The sequence below is a fragment of the Streptomyces sp. NPDC039424 genome (genome assembly GCF_055639495.1).
Genome location: NZ_JBVKAI010000007.1, coordinates 1 through 16,441, shown reverse-complemented (window position 1 = coordinate 16,441; position 16,441 = coordinate 1). Strand labels below are relative to the sequence as shown.

The following is a 16,441-nucleotide window of genomic DNA, read 5'->3' as shown; positions in this document are numbered from 1 at the left end:
CGGCGCTGCTTTGCCCACGCAGCCGTCGCGACGCATGCCTCGGTGACCAGGCCGACTCCTGACAGAACGTCAGCCGATCCGCCGCACCCGTGCCCGTACACCGGCGGACTCCAGCGGATCGATCGCCAATTCTCACGAGGGAACCACCATGTCCGTGAATCTGCTGCCGCCCCTGCCTCCCGTACTGACGCAGCCGACCCTGTTCGCCGCGGTACCCGGCTTCGGCCCCACCGCGGGCGGCAACAACGTGCTGCTGATCGGCACCAACCTCGGCGGAGCCACATCCGTCACCTTCGGCGGCACGCCGGCGACCATCCTGTCCCAGGACCCCTCCGGGACCCTGATCACCGTCGCCGCCCCGCCCCACGCCGCGGGCAGCGTTCCCGTGGTCGTCACGGCCGCCGCCGGGGTCAGCACTCCCGCCAACTACACCTACGTGGCACCGCCGGCCCCCCAGCCGCCGACCGTCGCCGTCATGACCCCGCAGACCGGTCCGACCACGGGCGGCACACCGTTCACCATCGTCGGCAGCAACCTGACCGGCGCCACGGTCACCTTCGGCGGCGTCCCGGCCACCAACGTCAACGTCATCGCCGGCGTCGTCCTGACCGGCCTGACACCTCCGGGGGCCGCGGGCAACGCGGCCGTCCAGGTGACCACGCCCGCGGGCACCGCGACCGTCCCGGGCGGATACACCTATGTCACGCCGCTTCCCCCCGTCGTGGTGTCCATCAACCCGACGACCGGGACCACCGCGGGCGGTACGCCGTTCGTCATCACCGGCTCCAACCTGACCGGGGCTCAGGTCACCTTCGGCGGAGTGGCGGCGACCAACGTCGTCTCCTCCGGCAACGTGGTCGCCGGGCTCACTCCTGCGGGAGCCGCCGGCAACGCCGCGGTCGTCGTGACGACTCCCGCGGGCAGTACGAACGTGACGGGCGGATTCACCTACGCGTGACCCGCTCGCCCCGGGGCGGTACTCAGCCCTGACGGGAGCCGTCCCGGTACGAGTTCAACGCCGATGGGCACGACGAACCCGTCGCGAACAGGCCCGGTCGTCACGACCGGGCTTGTTTCGTACGTGACGCGCCCACCCGTGACCCGCCCACCGCAAAAAGAACGGTGGTTCTGCTTGTAGGGTGTCACAAGCAGAACCACCGTTCTTTTTGCAGGAGGGACCGCGATGCCCCGGCTCACCGACGCGCGCAAGGAACTCCGGCGCGCCCAGATCACGGAGGCCGCCGTACGCTGCTTCGGGCGCAACGGCCTGGAACGGACCTCGATCGCCGACATCACCGCCGAGGCCGGACTCTCGGCCGGCTCCATCTACGCCCACTACCGCAACAAGGCCGACCTGGTCCAGGCCGCCGCCCGCGAGGTGCTCGCCGCGCGCGCCAAGGTCCTCGGCCAGTACGCCGCGAGCGCCACCCCGCCCGACCCCGACGAACTGCTCGCCCGCCTGATCGCCGCGATCGACCCCGCCGAGGCCCGGGTCGGCGTGCAGACCTGGGGCGAGGCGACCACCAACCCGGCCATCCGCGACATCGTCGTCGACATGACCGACCGGATGCGCGCGATGCTGCACGACTGCGTCACGGCGTGGCTGGTCAAGGCCGAGCACCACGAGCCGGCCGGGGCCCGGGAGCGTGCCACCCCGATCGCCCACCGGGTGTTGGCGCTCTACCAGGCCGAACTGCTGTACACCGCCCTGCAGTCACCGCCCGTCGAGACAGCGTCATGACCACCCGGACCGCTTCGTTCGCCGGCCGCACCGTATTCCGGATCGGCTACGGCCCGTTGCAGCTCGAGCGCCTGCGCGACCGCCGCGGCGAGGCCGTCGAGTCCCGCTCCAACGATCTCCCCATCGGCTGACCACAACCATCGGACCCGGGTCGCGAGGCCCGGAGTCCCTAAGGACGGATCATGAAGGCGATCATTTACCGCGACAACGGCGGCCCCGACGTTCTCCGGCTCGTCGACCGTGACCTGCCCGCGCCCGGACCCGGCGAGGTTCGCGTCCGGGTTGCCGTGTCCGGCGTCAACCCGACCGACTGGCAGGCCCGCTCCGGCGCCGCCCACCCCAAGCACTTCCCCGAGGTCACCCCGCACCTCGACGGCGCCGGCACGATCGACGCCGTCGGTGAGGGGATCGACCGGAGCCGGGTCGGTCAGCGGGTCTGGCTGTTCATGGCCGCCGCCGGACGGCCCACCGGTACCGCCGCCGAGTTCACCGTCGTGCCCGCCGAACAGGCCGTGCCGCTGCCCGGCGAGGCCGGTTTCGACGTCGGCGCCTCACTCGGCGTCCCCGCGCTCACCGCGCACCGCGCGCTCACCGTCGCCGAGGACGGGCCGCGCCGTCTGCGGCCCGGGGCGCTCGACGGCAGGGTGGTGCTCGCCGCGGGCGGCGCCGGGGCGGTCGGGCACGCGGTGATCCAGCTCGCCCGATGGGCCGGAGCCACCGTGATCAGCACGATCAGCGGCCCGGAGAAGGCCCGGCTGGCCACCGCCGCCGGGGCCCACCACGTGATCAACTATCGCGAGGGCGACCCGGCCGCCGAGATCCGCGAGATCGCCCCGGACGGCGTCGACATCGTCGCGGAGGTGGCGCTGGGCGCGAACCTGGCACTGGACCTGGCCGTGCTGCGGACGCGCGGCACGATCTCGACCTACGCCAACGACGGTGGCAAGCCGGTCGAACTGGACGTGCTGCGGAACATGGTGCTGAACACACGCTTGCAGTTCCTGGTGCTCTACACGGCCGGGGCCGCGGCGCGCGCCGCGGCCGCCGAGGACGTCGCCGCCGCGGTCCGCGACAAGGCCTTGCCGGTCGGCGAGGAGCACGGCCTGCCGCTGGTCCGCTTTCCGCTCGACCGCACCGCCGACGCGCACCGGGCGGTGGAGAGCGGCGCCGTCGGCAAGGTCCTGGTGGACATCACGGCGTGACGCCGCGTCGCACCACTCGGCGGGTGAGGCGGCGGTGACCACTCAGTCGGTGGGAGGCGGGACGCGGAGTGCGTAGAGGAGGGACGGCCACATCGTGTGCAGTTCGCGTTCCCAGTAGGGCCAGGAGTGGGTGCCGGGCTGGGAGAGGTTGGTGGTGACCGTCACCCCGGCGCGCCGCAACTGCTGGGCGAACCGGTAGGTCGACTGGCCCAGGGGCTGCTCCAACAGCGCGGCGGCGGAGCTGTATTGCTGCTCCAGGCCGCCGAGCTCCCCGTTGGCCGCGTAGAGGTAGACCCAGGTGTTCGCGAACGCGTGGACCAGGTGGGACGGATTGTGGGCGTCCCAGATGTCCCGGTGTTCGTCCGGGCGTCCCCACAGCCGCACCGGGTCGAGGTTCTCGCGCAGGCAGGTGGCGCTGATCGTGAGTTGCATGAGCGGATCGGTGACGTCCACGATGCCGCTGAGCGAGCCGGCGAAGCGGTAGTCGCCCGGGTGGCGCGCCGCGTAGTTCAAGGCACCCAGTCCGCCCTCGGACAGTCCGACCACGGCGCGGGTGCTGCCGGCGCCGTATGCCCGTTCCATCAACTGCTTGAGTTCCTGGGTGTGGAAGGTCTCCCAGCGGGGGGCCGTGGCACGCCCGAAGTCCCACCAGTCGGAGTAGAAGCCGGCCCGCCCGCCGTCCGGCATGACGATGAGGACGTCGGCGGGGGCGGCGAGTTGTTCGACGTCGGTTTCACGGGTCCAGGAGGTGTAGTCGTCACCGGCTCCCTGGAGGAGGTACAGGACGGGGAACGTCCGCTTCGTGCCGGGCTTCCAGTGCCTGGGGAGGATCACGCGCACCGGCATGCCCTTCCTCATGGCCGGGGATTCGACGGTGAGGTCGAGCGTGCGTGGGTCCAGGTGCTTGACGGCACTGATGTAGGCGCCGTCGTCCGCGCGGGCTGCCGGACGGGCCGCGCGGGCCGCCGCGGGGGTGCCGACCGTGCACAGGGACGCCAGCACCATCGCGCTGGTGAGCAGGCAGGCTTGGAGGGTCCGGGTGCGGCGGGCCGGGAGGGAGAGGCGTCTGGTCATGGGTGTGGGTGCTCCAGGGGCGGGCGCGGGCACGCGAAGCGCCGGTCGGTCACGCCGTGAAGGTCCGCCCAAGGTGCTGGGCGATCGTCGCGACATGCGGCGGGTCGATGAGGGACAGGTGGTCGCCCTCGACGGGGACGACTTCGAGGCGGGGGCACAGAGGCGCCCAGCCGAGGTCGGCCTCCGTCCGCAGATAGCGCGGGTCGAGCGCGGTCGTGAGCAGGTGGTGCTGTCGAGCCCGGTAGAGCACCACGTGGCCGTGGTAGGGGCGGGGGACGTACCGCTCGCCGACGCGGGCGTCGACGTACGAGGTCCGCTGGTGCTGCATGACGCCGGGGCTCATGTCCAGGCCGGCCTCGGCCACCCGGCGCATCACGACCTCGATCTGCTGGTCCTCGGGGGTGGCCGCGAGTTCGTCGTAGGGCAGTTCCAGGTGACGGCCGTAGGTCTTCTCGATGTACGCGGCGAACCGGCCGAAGCGTTCGAGCAGCACCTGCGGCGAGTCCAGGTCAGGCAGGGCCGCGGGCAGGATGGTGTCGATGAGGCCGAGGAAATCGATGGTCTCCCCCGCGTCCGTCAGCTGTTGCGCCGTCTCGTAGGCGAGGCAGCCGCCGAAGGACCAGCCCAGGAGCCGGTACGGTCCCCGCGGCTGAAGGTCCTTGATGAGGGTGACGTAGTGCGCGGCCTTGTCCTCCATCGTGCTCAACGCGTCCAGCCGCTCCATCCCGTACACGGCCTGGTCGGACGGCAGGAGCTGGGTCAGGGGCTGGTAGACGGACGTGGGACCGCCGGCCGGGTGGAAGGTGAACAGCGGGGGCCCGGAGGAGCCCGCGCCAGGCGGACGCAGGACGTTGACGACACCGTCGCCGCTCGGGTTGACGGCCGGTCTGATCAGATCGGCGATGGCGGCGACGGTGCGTTGTTCGAGCACGGTCTCGGCGGTGAGGTCGGGCTGGGCGTCGCCCAGGCGGCGGCGGACGTGGTCGACGAGGTCTTCGGCCGTGCGCTCGTTGCCGCCGGCCGAGGTGAAATCGGCGCGGACGTCGGCGGGGGGCTGCCCCAGGACTTCGGCCCAGGCGCCGGCCACCAGGCGTTCGGCGGCGTCGCGCGGCTGGAGGGTGGACGGCAGCGGCGCGGACGGCGGCGTGTCGTCGGGTGTGCCGGGCAGTGCGGGTGACGTGGGTGTGGCCGCCGTGGCTGCCGCGTCCTTCCCATCCGCCGTGTCAACCGTGTCCGGCGTGTCGGGCGCGAGTCCGAGCGCCCGCAGGACGGTGTCGCCGACCTCGCGCAGTGTCGCGCCGCGCAGCATGAGGTCCGGGGGCAGGTCGACGGCGAAGTCCTGCCGCGCCGCGTTCCGGATGCGTACCGCCATCAGCGAGTCCAGGCCGAGTTCCGGCAGCGGCACGGCCTCGTCGAGGTCCGCGGGACTGAAGCCCATGACGGCGGCCGTGCGTTTGACCAGGCGCTGGTAGACCCTGTCCGCGGCGCCGTCACCGAGGGCCTTGATGCCGAGGGGGCCGGTCCAGTCGTCCGGGGCCAGGTCCTCGGCGCGGAGGCTGTTGGTGAAGAAGGGGATGCCCGAGAAGCCGGGGAAGGCCTCCAGGAGACGCGGGGTGTCGAGGTGGAGGACACCGGTGTGCGTGCGGTTGTGGACGATGAGTGTCTGCAGGGCGTCCAGTCCCTCGGACACGGTAAGGGACTCCAGCGCCAGGGCCCGGTCGGCGGGGGCGGCGCCGGTGTCGCTCCAGGGGCCCCAGGCGATGGACGTGGCGGGCTTCCCCTCGGCTCTGCGGCGCTGCGCCATCGCGTCCAGCCAGGCGTTGGCGGTCGCGTGGGCGGCCTGCCCGGGCGAGCCGAGCAGGGCCGCCGCCGAACTGTAGAACGCCCACCAGTCGAGGTCGTGCGAGTCCAGGGCGGCCTCTAGGTGGAGCGCACCGGTGACCTTGGGCCGCAGTACCGCGTCGAGGTCGGCGGTCTCCAGGTGGGTGATCATGCGGTCGTGCAGGACGCCCGCGCAGTGGGCGACTCCGCGCAGGGTGTGTCCCTCGCTGAGTGCGGCTCGCACCAGGTGCTGGGCCACGTCGGGGTCGGCGATGTCTCCGCGCATCACCGCGACGGAGGTTCCGGCGGCGCCGATCCGGTCGATGACCGCCTCGGCCTCGGGGGTGGGGGGCCGCCTGCCGTTGAGGACGAGGCGTCCGGCTCCCTGTTCGGCGAGGCGGCGGGCCGTTTCCAGGCCGAGACCGGTCAGGCCGCCGGTCACGAGGTAGGCACCGTCGCCCCGGACGAACGGCGCCTCGTACTGCTGCTCCGCCAGCTCGGCGCAGGTCAGCCGGGCGACGAGACGGGTTCCGGCTCTCCAGGCGACTTCGTCTTCGGGGCTGTCGCCGAGCAGTTCCTGCAAGAGGTCGTCGACGGCGTCGGGCTGGGTGTCGATGTCGACCAAGGAAGCCCGCAGGGCGGGTTCCTCGATGGCGAGTGTGCGCACCAGTCCGCGCAGACTGGCCAGGTCCGGGTGGCCGGCCTCGCCCGGTGCCGTGGAGCGGGCGCGTACGGTGACCAGCCAGAGGCGGGGCGGCGGCCCTCCGCCGGGGCGGGAGGCGAGGCGTCGCGCAAGCTGTGTGGCGGTGTACAGGACCTCGGGGTCGTGGGACCCGGCCGGGCGGGTCGACAGCAGCACGACCGCCCTGGGATCGCCCGGGGTGGTGTCCTCCAGCCAGCGGTCGATCAGCTGTCCGGTGCGGGCTGCCGGGGCGTCCTCGGTGGTCGTGCGCACGTTCTTCGCCGCCAGCGCGGCGCCGAGGGCCGCCGCCAGGGTGCCGCCCGCGCCCGCCGCGGGCTCGTCGGCCAGCAACAGGGCGCTGCCGAGCCGGCCGGGGAGCGGGACGGGCGACTTCTCCCACTCGATCTCGTAGGTGAGCGCTTCCAGCGGCTTGGGTACCTCGCAGCGCTCGGCGGGACGCAGCAGCAGGCCCGTCGCGGTGATCCGGCCGTGTGCGGCGCCGGCCACGACGTTCCAGTGCGGGCCGGGCTCGGCGAAGGCCTCGATGGTGCAGCGCGTGGCGGGTGCCGTGAGGTCTTCGATGTGCAGGCTCCGCAGGGCGGTGGGGACCGTCTCGGTGCGGGGCCCGTCGGGGGCGGTGTCGCTCGGGGTGGGCTCGGCGGTCTCGGCCGGTGCGTACAGCATGGCGGTGAGGAGTTCCTCGTACGGATGCCGGGCCGGTTCCTCGGGTGTGGCGGGGGTCCAGTGCAGGACGGCGGCCGGCGCGGTGCCGGGCGCCTCGCCTCCCTCGAAGGGCCCCGGGTGGGCATGCACCCGCGCGGACGCGTGGCAATGCCATGTGCCGTCGGTCGCCCGGGCGTTGACCGCGACGGCCGCGTGCGCGCCGACGGGTTCCCAGGTGAGGGTGACGGGGGTACGGCTGGCAAGCGGCAGCCACCGGTGGATGGCGAGTTCCTCGATGCGCAGGCCCTTGACGCCGTCGCGGCCGTGGATCTCCCCGGCTGCCGCGATCATGAGCGCGGCGGCCTCGGGCAGGTCGAGGACGGGACGGCCGTGGAGGCGGCGTCCGGGGGCGTGCGCGTCGCCCGGGCCGAGGTCGGTCTGCCACAGGACGGCGCCCGAGCGGGGGTCGTCGATGCGACGGCCCAGCAGGGCGTGGGACGGGCCGGTGGCACCGGTGGCCCGGCCACGGCGGCCGAACCAGTAGCGCTCATGGCGCCAGACAGGGCTGGGCAACGGGACCCGGGTGCCCTTGGGCCACAGCCGGTCCTCCTCCACCCGTACCCCGGCGAAGTGCAGTCGCGTCAGCGCGGTGCGCAGGTCGACGGCTTCGTCTCGCTGCCGGTGCAGGGTGGGGACGACGGCCGCCTCGGAGGCGTTCGCCGCGCTCTGCAGGGTCTCGCCGAGCGGAATGAGGGCGATGGGGTGGGGCGAGATCTCCAGGAAGAGGTCGTGGCCGTCCGCAGCGGCGGCGGCCACCGCCTGGTGCAGGCGTACGGGACGGCGCAGATTGGCGCACCAGTAGGAGGCGTCCGCGGCCACTCGGGCCCGTGGGTCGTCGAACACGGTGTTGTACCAGGCGATGTCGGACGGCCGGGCGCGCAGTGTGCTCAGGCCGCGCCGCAGCTCGCGGACGATGGGGTCGACCGCGGGGGAATGCCCCGCTGCCCCGACGTCCAGGAGCCGCGCGAGACGGCCCTGGGCGGTCAGTTCGTCCACCAGTTGCCGCACGGTGGGTGCGGGGCCGGCGACCGTGCACCGGAGCGGGGAGGAGTGCACGGCGATCTCCACGCCGGGGAAGCGCGACAGGACCTGGGCGCGGTCCTCCGCGGCCAGCTCGACGGCGGCCATCGCACCGGCGCCTTCGGCGTCGAGGGTGGCCAGCTGGGCCGACCGGCTGAGGACGACGCGCAGTCCGCCGGCCACGTCGAGGGCGCCGGCCACGACCGCCGCGGCGACCTCTCCCATCGAGTGGCCGATGACGGCGGCGGGGTGGACACCGTAGGCGTTCAGGGTCCGGGCCAGGGCGATGTGCATCCCGAACAGGGCGGGCTGGATGTGCTCCACGCCGCTGCCGGGTTCCAGCCGGGTGAGCAGCTGCCGCAGCGATGCGCCGGCCTGCTTGCCGTAGACGGAGTCCAGGTCGTCGACCGCGGCGGCGAAGAAGGGGTCGTCCTCCAGCAGGCGCAGGCCCATCCCCTGCCACTGCGAGCCGTGGCCGGAGAAGACGAACACCGGGCGGTGGTCGCCGGACGAGCGGCCGCCGGGGTTGTCGGTGCGGGGCGTCAGAATGCCGGGGCCTTCGTCGGCGCTCGCCAGGGCCGCGAGCCGGTCGGCCGCCTCCTGATGGGTGCGTGCGACGACTGCGGCACACGCCGGGCCCCTTCGGTGCCGGGCCAGGGTGTGTGCGAGGTCCCGCAGCTCCGGTGCGTCGTCGGCGGCCGTCCGCCGGGCCAGGGCGGTCGCGACGTCGCCGAGGCGCTGCCGGGAGCGGGCCGAGACGACGAGCGCATGCGGGCCTGCCTGGGGTGTGCTGTCGGCGGGTGTGCTGTCGACGGGTGCGCTCGCGGGTGCCTGTTCGAGGACGACGTGCGCGTTGGTGCCTCCGAAGCCGAAGGCGGAGACGCCGGCGCGGGGCGGGTGGGAGTCCCGCTCGGGCCAGGCGGTGGGCGCTGTGACGACCCGTAGCCGAAGGCCGGTGAAGTCGATGTGCGGGTTGGGCGTGTGGAAGTGCAGGGTGTGCGGGATGCGCTGATGGTGCAGGGCCAGTACGGCCTTGATCAGGCCGACGATGCCCGCGGCGCCTTCGAGATGGCCCAGGTTGCTCTTCACGGAGCCGATGAGCAGCGGCTCGTCGGCCGGTCTGCCACGGCCGAGGACGGCCCCGAGGGAACCTGCCTCCATGGGGTCCCCGAGCAGGGTGCCGGTCCCGTGTGCCTCGACGTAGTCGATGCTCGTGGGGTCGGTCCGCGCGTTGCCGAGCGCGCTGCGCAGCAGGCGCTCCTGAGCCGCGGGGTTGGGGGCCATCAGCCCTGCCGAGCGGCCGTCGGAGTTGACCGCTGTGCCCTTGATGACGGCCAGGATCCGGTCGCCGTCGCGCTGGGCGTCGACGAGACGTCTCAGGACGACGACCGCGCAGCCCTCTCCCCGGGCGATGCCGTCCGCCGCCGCGTCGAACGGTTTGCAGCGTCCGTCCGCGGCCAGCGCCCCCGCCTGCTCGAGCGACGCCGTGACGGCGGGTGTGAGCAAGGCGTTGACGCCTGCCGCCAGGGCGGTGTCGCACTCTCCGGCGGCCAGGCTCCGGCATGCCTGGTGCACGGCCACCAGGGACGAGGAGCATGCCGTGTCGATGGTCAGGCTCGGGCCGTGCAGGTCGAACAGGTAGGACAGCCGGTTGGCGGTGATGCTGCCCGCGGCCCCGGTGCTGGTCCACGGGGTCAGCCGGGTCGGGTCCGCGGTGGTCAGGTGTCCGTATTCGAGCGCGCTGAGGCCGACGAAGACCCCGGTGTCGCTGCCTTCGAGACTGTGGGCGGGACGTCCGGCGTGGTCCAGCGCCTCGCTGCCGACTTCCAGCAGCAGGCGCTGCTGGGGGTCCATGACCTCGGCTTCGCGGGGGGTGATGCCGAAGTGGTCCGCGTCGAAGGCCTCGATGTCGTCGAGGAAGGCGCCCCGGCGCGTGGTCCGTTCCAGCAGCGCCGCCGCGCCCGGCCCGGTGGCGAAGTCCCGCAGGCGTCTGCCGGGGACGTGGCCGACGAGGTCGCTGCCCGCAAGGAGGTGCCGGAAGAACGCCTGGGGTCCGCTGATGCCGCCGGGCAGACGACAGCCGATGCCGATCACGGCGACGGGGCAGGACGCCGTGGGCGGCCCGCCGCGACCGCCCCCGGCGGTGGAAGCCGCGGCGGTGCGGGAATCGCGGGGCGTGGCGGGCTCCACGTCGTCCTGCCCGTCCTCCGGCGCGGTCTGCCCGATCGTACTCAGGTGCTGTACGAGCCCTTCGACGGTCGGGGTCTCCCACAGCAGGGTGGCCGACAGGGGCCTGCCCAGGACGCGCTCCAGACGTCCGGCCAGGCCGACGGCGGCACGCGAGGTCAGCCCGTACTCCACCAGGGGCCGGGCGTCGTCGAGTTGGTCCTCGGGGATGTCGCAGGTCTCGGTGATGAGGGTGCGCAGGGTCGCCCGCAGCTCGGTGGCGGTCGGCGGGGTCTGCCCGGACGCAGCGGCCGAATCCGTGTCTGGTTCCATCTGTCTCTCTCCCTGCCTGCGCCCTGGGGTGCTGCCGTGTGATGGCGTGTCAGGTGTTCGCGCCGCCCGTACTCCAGGCGCCCGCCAGGTACTTCTCGCGGCACGCGCTGCGGGAGACCTTGCCGCTGGTGGTGTGCGGCACCTCGCCGGGCGGCACCAGCACCAGGTCGTGGACGCCGACGCCGTGCCCGGTGGCGACCGCCGCCCGCACCGCGCGCGTCACCTCCTGCCCGAGGGTGTCGCCACGGCTCGGGTCATGGTCGTGCTCGGCCACGACGACGAGGCGCTCCCCGTCGCCGGCGGACACGGCGAAGGCGGCGATGCGACGGGAGCGGATGGCCGGATGGGCGCCCTGGACCGTCTCCTCGATGTCGTGCGGATAGTGGTTGGTGCCGTCGATGATCACCAGGTCCTTCAACCGGCCGGTCACGTAGAGCTGCTTGTCGTGCCACACGCCCAGATCCCCGGTGCGCAGCCAGGGGCCGCCCCGCTCCTCGCCGTGGAGCACCGCGCGGAAGGTGGCCTCGCTCTGCTCGGGGCGGCCCCAGTAACCGCGCCCGGTGTTGGGGCCGCGCAGCCAGATCTCGCCGACCCGGCCGTCCTCCCGGCGCCGCTGGGTCGCCGGATCGACGATCGCGATCTCCTGACCGGTCGGCCGGCCGCATGCCACCAGTTCGGCCACCGCCTGCTGGTCGGCGCTGTCCACGGGGTGGGCGATGCCCTGGCCGAGAGCGTCCCGGCGGAACGTGGTGACGGTCGGCTCCTCTCCCGCCGGGGAGGAGCACACGAACACGGTCGCCTCGGCCAGGCCGTAGGAGGGGCGCATGGCCGTGCGTGTCATGCCGGCCGGGGAGAAGGCCGCCTGGAAGCGTTCGAGGGTGGCGGGGGTGATGGGTTCGCTGCCGTTGACCATGGCAGCGACGGGCCCCAGCGACAGTTCGGCGCGCTCCTCGGCGTCCACGCGTCGGACGCAGTAGTCGTAGGCGAAGTTGGGCGCGGCGGTCACGGCCCCGGGGTGCTGGGTCAGCAGGCGCAGCCAGCGTCCCGGTTGCTGGATGAAGGCCAGCGGATCCATGAGGACCGAGGGCAGGTGGCCGACGACGGGCAGGGCGACGGCCAGCACCAGTCCCATGTCGTGGTACAGCGGCAGCCATCCCACGGCGCAGTTGCGGCCCCGGCGCAGATCGTAGGCCTCCATGGACTGGCGCACATTGGCGCACACATTGGCGTGCGTGATCTCCACACCGGAGGGGACACGGGTGGATCCCGAGGTGTACTGCAGGTACGCCACGTCGTCCGGCCGGGGCTCGCCGGACGGGGTCTCGGAGTGCGCCGCCTCCTGGCACAGCTCCGGTTCGGTGACGATGCGGGAGCCGGTGCTGAGGCCGTGCGTCGCGCAGAAGTCCGTGAGCAGCGGGCGCTGGGCTTCGACGGTGAGCAGCACCGTGGGGGCGGCGTCCTTGAGCACCGCCACCAGTTTCTCCTCGTGCCCGGGCAGGGACGGGGGGAACAGCGGGACGGCGATCGCTCCGGCACAGGCGGCGGCGAGGAAACCGACGACGTATTCGAGACCCTGCGGCGCGACGACGGCCACCCTTTCACCCGCCGCGCCCATGCGGCGCAGTCCGGTGGCCGCCGCGCGGACCCGGTCCTCCAGCCCGCTCCAGCTCAGTGAGGAGATCTCTCCCTCGATCCGAGTGCTGTGATCGACGAAGGTGAAGGCCGTTTCGTCGGGTGTGAGAGCAGCGACGTGGGCGAGATGGTGGCTGAGTGTATCCGTCACCGATGATGGCACTGGCTCACCGAACCTTCGTTTTCAGCGGGGCCGCGGCGGGAGACAGCGAAACACGGGGCCGTCGCCCTTATTCCGTCGACACGCCGAATACGAGTGAGCTGCGGGCATCTGGTCATACGGAAAGACTTATGGTTCGGCCATGAGCCGGCTGCGTGTATGGAGCGTTTGCGCGGCCGTCATGTGCTCCACCTTCCTGACGGCTTTGGACAACACCGTGGTGAATGTCGCACTGCCTCGGATGCGCGTCGAACTCGGCCTGACGCAGACCGATGTGCAGTGGGTGGCGACCGCGTATCCGCTGACGCTGGCCAGTTCGCTGCTGGGGGCGGGGCAGCTGGCCGACGCCAGGGGACGGCGTTGGGCGCTGCTCACCGGGGTGGCGGTGTTCACCGCGGCGTCGGCGTGCTGTGCGCTGTCGGCCGGCGGAGTGATGCTGGTCGGTTTCCGCGGTCTGCAGGGCGCCGGCGCCGCCTTCATCCTGCCCGCGTCCTTGGCCGTGATGGCGCACGACCTGCCGCCCAGGATGCGCACGGCCACGTTCGGCGCGGCGACCGCCGCACTGGGCTGTGCGCTGGCCTTCGGACCCGTGATCTCCGGTGTGGTGACGCAGCATCTGGGATGGGAATGGCTTTTCCTCATCAACGTCCCGCTCGGAGCGGCCACTTTCGTCGTCGGCGCCGTGGCCGTTCCCGGCCGCCGCAAAGGCCCTGTTCCGCGCACGTCGGCAGCCGTGCCGAACCGCACCGTCGCGTTGGCGTGTATTTCCCTGGCCGCTTTCGTCTACTGCCTGATCCAGGGGCCGGCCTACGGATTCTCCGAACCGCCCGTCGTCCTTTGCGCGGTGATTTCCACGGCGGGCGCGCTCGCCCTGTGCCGTGGCGGACTTTGCCGCCATCCGGCCCTGGGGGAACTGCTACGGCAACGGGCCTACAGCGGTGGGCTTGTCACCCAACTCCTGTGGGGCCTTGGTGTGAGCGGTGTCTATTTCTACACCTGCCAGTTTCTGCAGAGCGGTTTGCGGCTCAGTCCGACGCAGGCGGGCCTGACCTTCACTCCCGTCTTCTCGGCGCTCTTCCTCACGGCGCCGTTCGTCACGGCGATGGCGAGACGGTGGGGAGAGGCCCGGATCTCCGCCGCGGGTCTGCTCCTGGTCGCCGTGGGGCTGCTGCTGCTCGCGCTGGGCAGCGGACACGGCGGGCTGGCCGGTCTGATTCCCGGCCTGGCGGTCGTCGGCGTGGGCTCCTCGCTGGCCATCCCCCTCACCACGCGGGCCCTGGAGTCCTCCCCCGGTCACCTCTCCGGCCTCGCGGCCGGCCTGTTCAGTGCCGCCCGTGAGCTTTCCGGAGTGTTCGGCATCGTGCTCGTGGGGGTCGTGGTGACGTTCGTACAGCGTGTGTGCCTGTCCCGGCGGGTGCCCCGTCCCGACGCCCTGCTCACCGGGTACCAGGCCGGGCTGTGTGTCGCCGCGCTCCTCGTGGGAGCCGGGGCCCCCGTCGCCGTATGGGCCCTGCGCCGGCGGGAACCGGACCGGAACGCCCGCCGCCGGGTCCTGGACGCACCATCGGACTCCCCACGGTGACGCGGGGTCAGACGCCGTTGTCGCGCCGCTCCTCCACCGGCTCGCGGTCACCGTCCCGCGCCGGCGGGTTCCTCGGCCGGCCGATCACTCCGGTGCCGGTCGATCCGCAATCCACGCTCTGCGCGATGCCGAGGAGGAGCGAGAAGAGACGCACATAGCTCTCGTCGACGTCCGCGAAGGCGGCGACCGGGGGCGCGTCCACGATGAGAACGCCGACCGGCCGGTCTCCCGCGTGTACGGGAGCGATGATCGACGACCGGTAGCCGTCCCCCAGATTGATCATCGGGTATCCGCACGTGGCGTGGGTGTCGTCGATCTTGATCGTCGTCTTGCGTCCGAGAGCCCACAGCAGGTCCCTGCCGTCCGGATCGTCCGCGCTGTATTCCTCGGGCGCCTGGCTCACGTCACCGTACTGCCCCCGTCGGTGCAGACGCCGGCCCTGCCCGTTCAGAGCGTAGAAGGCGCATCTGGTGCTGGGCCCGACGGTCGTCGCCATCAGGGCGGTGATCCAGTCCACCGTCTGGACCCTCAACTCACCGGCGCCCTCCGGTTCCTGGGCGAGCCGTGCCACGTTCTCCACGATGACGCAGAGGTTCTCGCTGAGCGCCAGAACCTCCGCGTTCGCGAGCGCCGCCTTCGAGCGGAGGGCCACATAGGCGGCCAGACTGGAGAAGGTCGCCCCCACCGCGATGAAGGTGATCTGCACGACTCCGGCCACATGACTGATCACGGAGCCCAGCACGAAGGAAACACCGGGAAACAGCGCCGCCGCGGAGGTGACGAGCAGACGCCGGTTTCTGGAACGTCGTTGGACCATGGCTGCCTCGATACCGACTTCTGTTCGACCACAGGAGATCGCAGTGGATGGGCAGCGCACTGACGGATGATCCCAGTGACTCCGACAAGGGCGGGTGCACACAAGGGCACCGGGCGAGGATCATCCGAACGGATTACTGAACTCGCATGCGTGATGCCGCCGAAGTCACGGCGAGCCGTCACGGCTGTGCGGAGGCACTCCGCGTGCGCCCTCGAAGATCGCGCCCTTCAGCTTCGCACCCGACAGCTTCGCCCCGGTCAAGTCCGCGTTCGTCAGGTCCGCGTCCCTCAGGTCCGCACCGCGCAGGTCGGCGCCGGCCAGGTTCGCGCCGGTAAGGTCCGCGTCGATCAGGACCACCCCGCGCAGGTCCGCGGTGCTCAGGTTCGCGTCGATCAGAGAGGCGCGGGTCAGGTCGGCGCTCGTGTCGGCCGCGCTGGTCTCGCTGGTTTCCTCGGCCCTGCTCAGGTGGGCTTTGTGAAGGTTCGCTCCACCGAGGTCCGCGCCGGTCATGACGGCCGCGCCCAGACGCGCGCCGGTCAGAGTGGCGCCTCCGAGAAACGCTTGCCGGAGGTCTGTGTCCTGAAGGTTCACCTCGGACATGTTCGCATCGTCGAGGGACGCGCCGAAGAGGTCGAAATTCTCCAGGCCCGCGCGTCGGAGGTCCGCGCCGGTGAAGTTCGCGAAGCGGAAGTTGCCGCGCCTGGGGATGCCGCCGTCCGTGAGGCCCACTTCGCGGTCCAGGCCGTCCAGATCGACGCCGCTCAGATCAACGCGGTAGAGCGGCTTCCCGTCCTGGGTCTCCTCCCGGTCGGCGGACCGGTTGCCCAGCACCCCGATCACAGCCGCCACGTCCGTAGGGGGTCTGTACTCCCCTGCCGGCTTGAAGCCACCGGCCGGGACGGGAGCGTGCTGACGTACGAACGCGGACAGCACCGAGACGACGGTGCGCTGGTCCCGGGAGGAGTCCTGCATGATGCGTTGCAGGGCGTAGATCCCCCCTAGGCGAACATCCAGCGATGCCGATCCCAGGTTGGTGATCGCGGCGTTGAACCGGGTGGTGATCTGCCCCTGCTCGGAGATCTGCAGATCCTTGTCGGTCTGCCCCACCGACATCCACGTGAACAGCAGGGCGACGAGTGCGGCCAGTCCCGGCAGCGTGGACGCCGCGAGCGCCACCCACGTCAGCCGGCTGATACCGGCGTCGCCGCCCGGCCCGATCGGGCGGCCCCGTTGCCGCCGAGGATCCCTGGCGCTCCGTCGGCGTGCGATCCGGCGGAGCTGTGCGGCGGCAGACGGCTCGGTCATCCACTCATGACATACCAGGGAACAGTGCCCGTTTCTCCGCCACGCTGTCGTTGCACTCGGTAGGGCTCAGGGGGGTCACAGCCCCAGGGAGATCGCGAGGCGGGTGAGCTCGGCGGTGGTGTTGATGTTGAGCTTGGCGCGGATGCGTCGGAGATAGGCGTCGACCGTGTGCTTGGACAGTCC

At 72.1% G+C, this 16,441-nt stretch carries 10 protein-coding genes; 5 read left to right on the top strand and 5 right to left on the bottom strand.

The window, feature by feature from the left end; genetic code table 11:
- Positions 1 to 148: 148 nt before the first annotated feature.
- From ACZ7L0_RS19020 to ACZ7L0_RS19005, 4 genes are all read left to right on the top strand, one after another.
- The gene (locus ACZ7L0_RS19020; RefSeq protein ID WP_471243630.1) at positions 149 to 958 is read left to right on the top strand and encodes an IPT/TIG domain-containing protein; all 810 of its coding nucleotides are present in this window, start codon (positions 149 to 151) and stop codon (positions 956 to 958) included.
- Between the two features lie 225 nt (positions 959 to 1,183).
- The gene (locus ACZ7L0_RS19015; protein ID WP_471243629.1) at positions 1,184 to 1,741 is read left to right on the top strand and encodes a TetR/AcrR family transcriptional regulator; all 558 of its coding nucleotides are present in this window, start codon (positions 1,184 to 1,186) and stop codon (positions 1,739 to 1,741) included.
- Entirely contained in the window at positions 1,738 to 1,872 is a 135-nt protein-coding gene (locus ACZ7L0_RS19010) for a hypothetical protein (RefSeq protein ID WP_471243628.1), read from the top strand. Before ACZ7L0_RS19015 ends, ACZ7L0_RS19010 begins: the two co-directional genes overlap by 4 nt.
- 51 nt (positions 1,873 to 1,923) lie before the next feature.
- Positions 1,924 to 2,943, top strand: coding sequence for an NADPH:quinone reductase (locus ACZ7L0_RS19005; protein ID WP_471243627.1), 1,020 nt, complete (start codon positions 1,924 to 1,926; stop codon positions 2,941 to 2,943).
- Positions 2,944 to 2,985: 42 nt separating this feature from the next.
- Here ACZ7L0_RS19005 and ACZ7L0_RS19000 read toward each other — a convergent pair whose 3' ends face one another.
- The 3 genes from ACZ7L0_RS19000 to ACZ7L0_RS18990 are packed head-to-tail and all read right to left on the bottom strand — an operon-like array spanning position 2,986 to position 12,545.
- The gene (locus ACZ7L0_RS19000; protein WP_471243626.1) at positions 2,986 to 4,017 is read right to left on the bottom strand and encodes an alpha/beta hydrolase; all 1,032 of its coding nucleotides are present in this window, start codon (positions 4,015 to 4,017) and stop codon (positions 2,986 to 2,988) included.
- Between the two features lie 49 nt (positions 4,018 to 4,066).
- A complete protein-coding gene (locus ACZ7L0_RS18995) occupies positions 4,067 to 10,762 on the bottom strand; it encodes an SDR family NAD(P)-dependent oxidoreductase (protein WP_471243625.1) in 6,696 nt (2,231 codons plus the stop codon).
- Between the two features lie 49 nt (positions 10,763 to 10,811).
- On the bottom strand, positions 10,812 to 12,545 hold the full coding sequence (locus ACZ7L0_RS18990) for a fatty acyl-AMP ligase (protein WP_471243624.1): 1,734 nt from the start codon (positions 12,543 to 12,545) through the stop codon (positions 10,812 to 10,814).
- 151 nt (positions 12,546 to 12,696) lie between these two features.
- Here ACZ7L0_RS18990 and ACZ7L0_RS18985 point away from each other — a divergent pair, with 151 nt between their 5' ends.
- On the top strand, positions 12,697 to 14,136 hold the full coding sequence (locus tag ACZ7L0_RS18985) for an MFS transporter (protein ID WP_471243623.1): 1,440 nt from the start codon (positions 12,697 to 12,699) through the stop codon (positions 14,134 to 14,136).
- Positions 14,137 to 14,143: 7 nt separating this feature from the next.
- Here ACZ7L0_RS18985 and ACZ7L0_RS18980 read toward each other — a convergent pair whose 3' ends face one another.
- Entirely contained in the window at positions 14,144 to 14,953 is an 810-nt protein-coding gene (locus ACZ7L0_RS18980; protein ID WP_471243622.1) for a GAF domain-containing protein, read from the bottom strand.
- Positions 14,954 to 15,118: 165 nt separating this feature from the next.
- Complete coding sequence (locus tag ACZ7L0_RS18975; protein ID WP_471243621.1) at positions 15,119 to 16,258, bottom strand: pentapeptide repeat-containing protein; 1,140 nt, start codon at positions 16,256 to 16,258, stop codon at positions 15,119 to 15,121.
- Between the last annotated feature and the right edge of the window lie 183 nt (positions 16,259 to 16,441).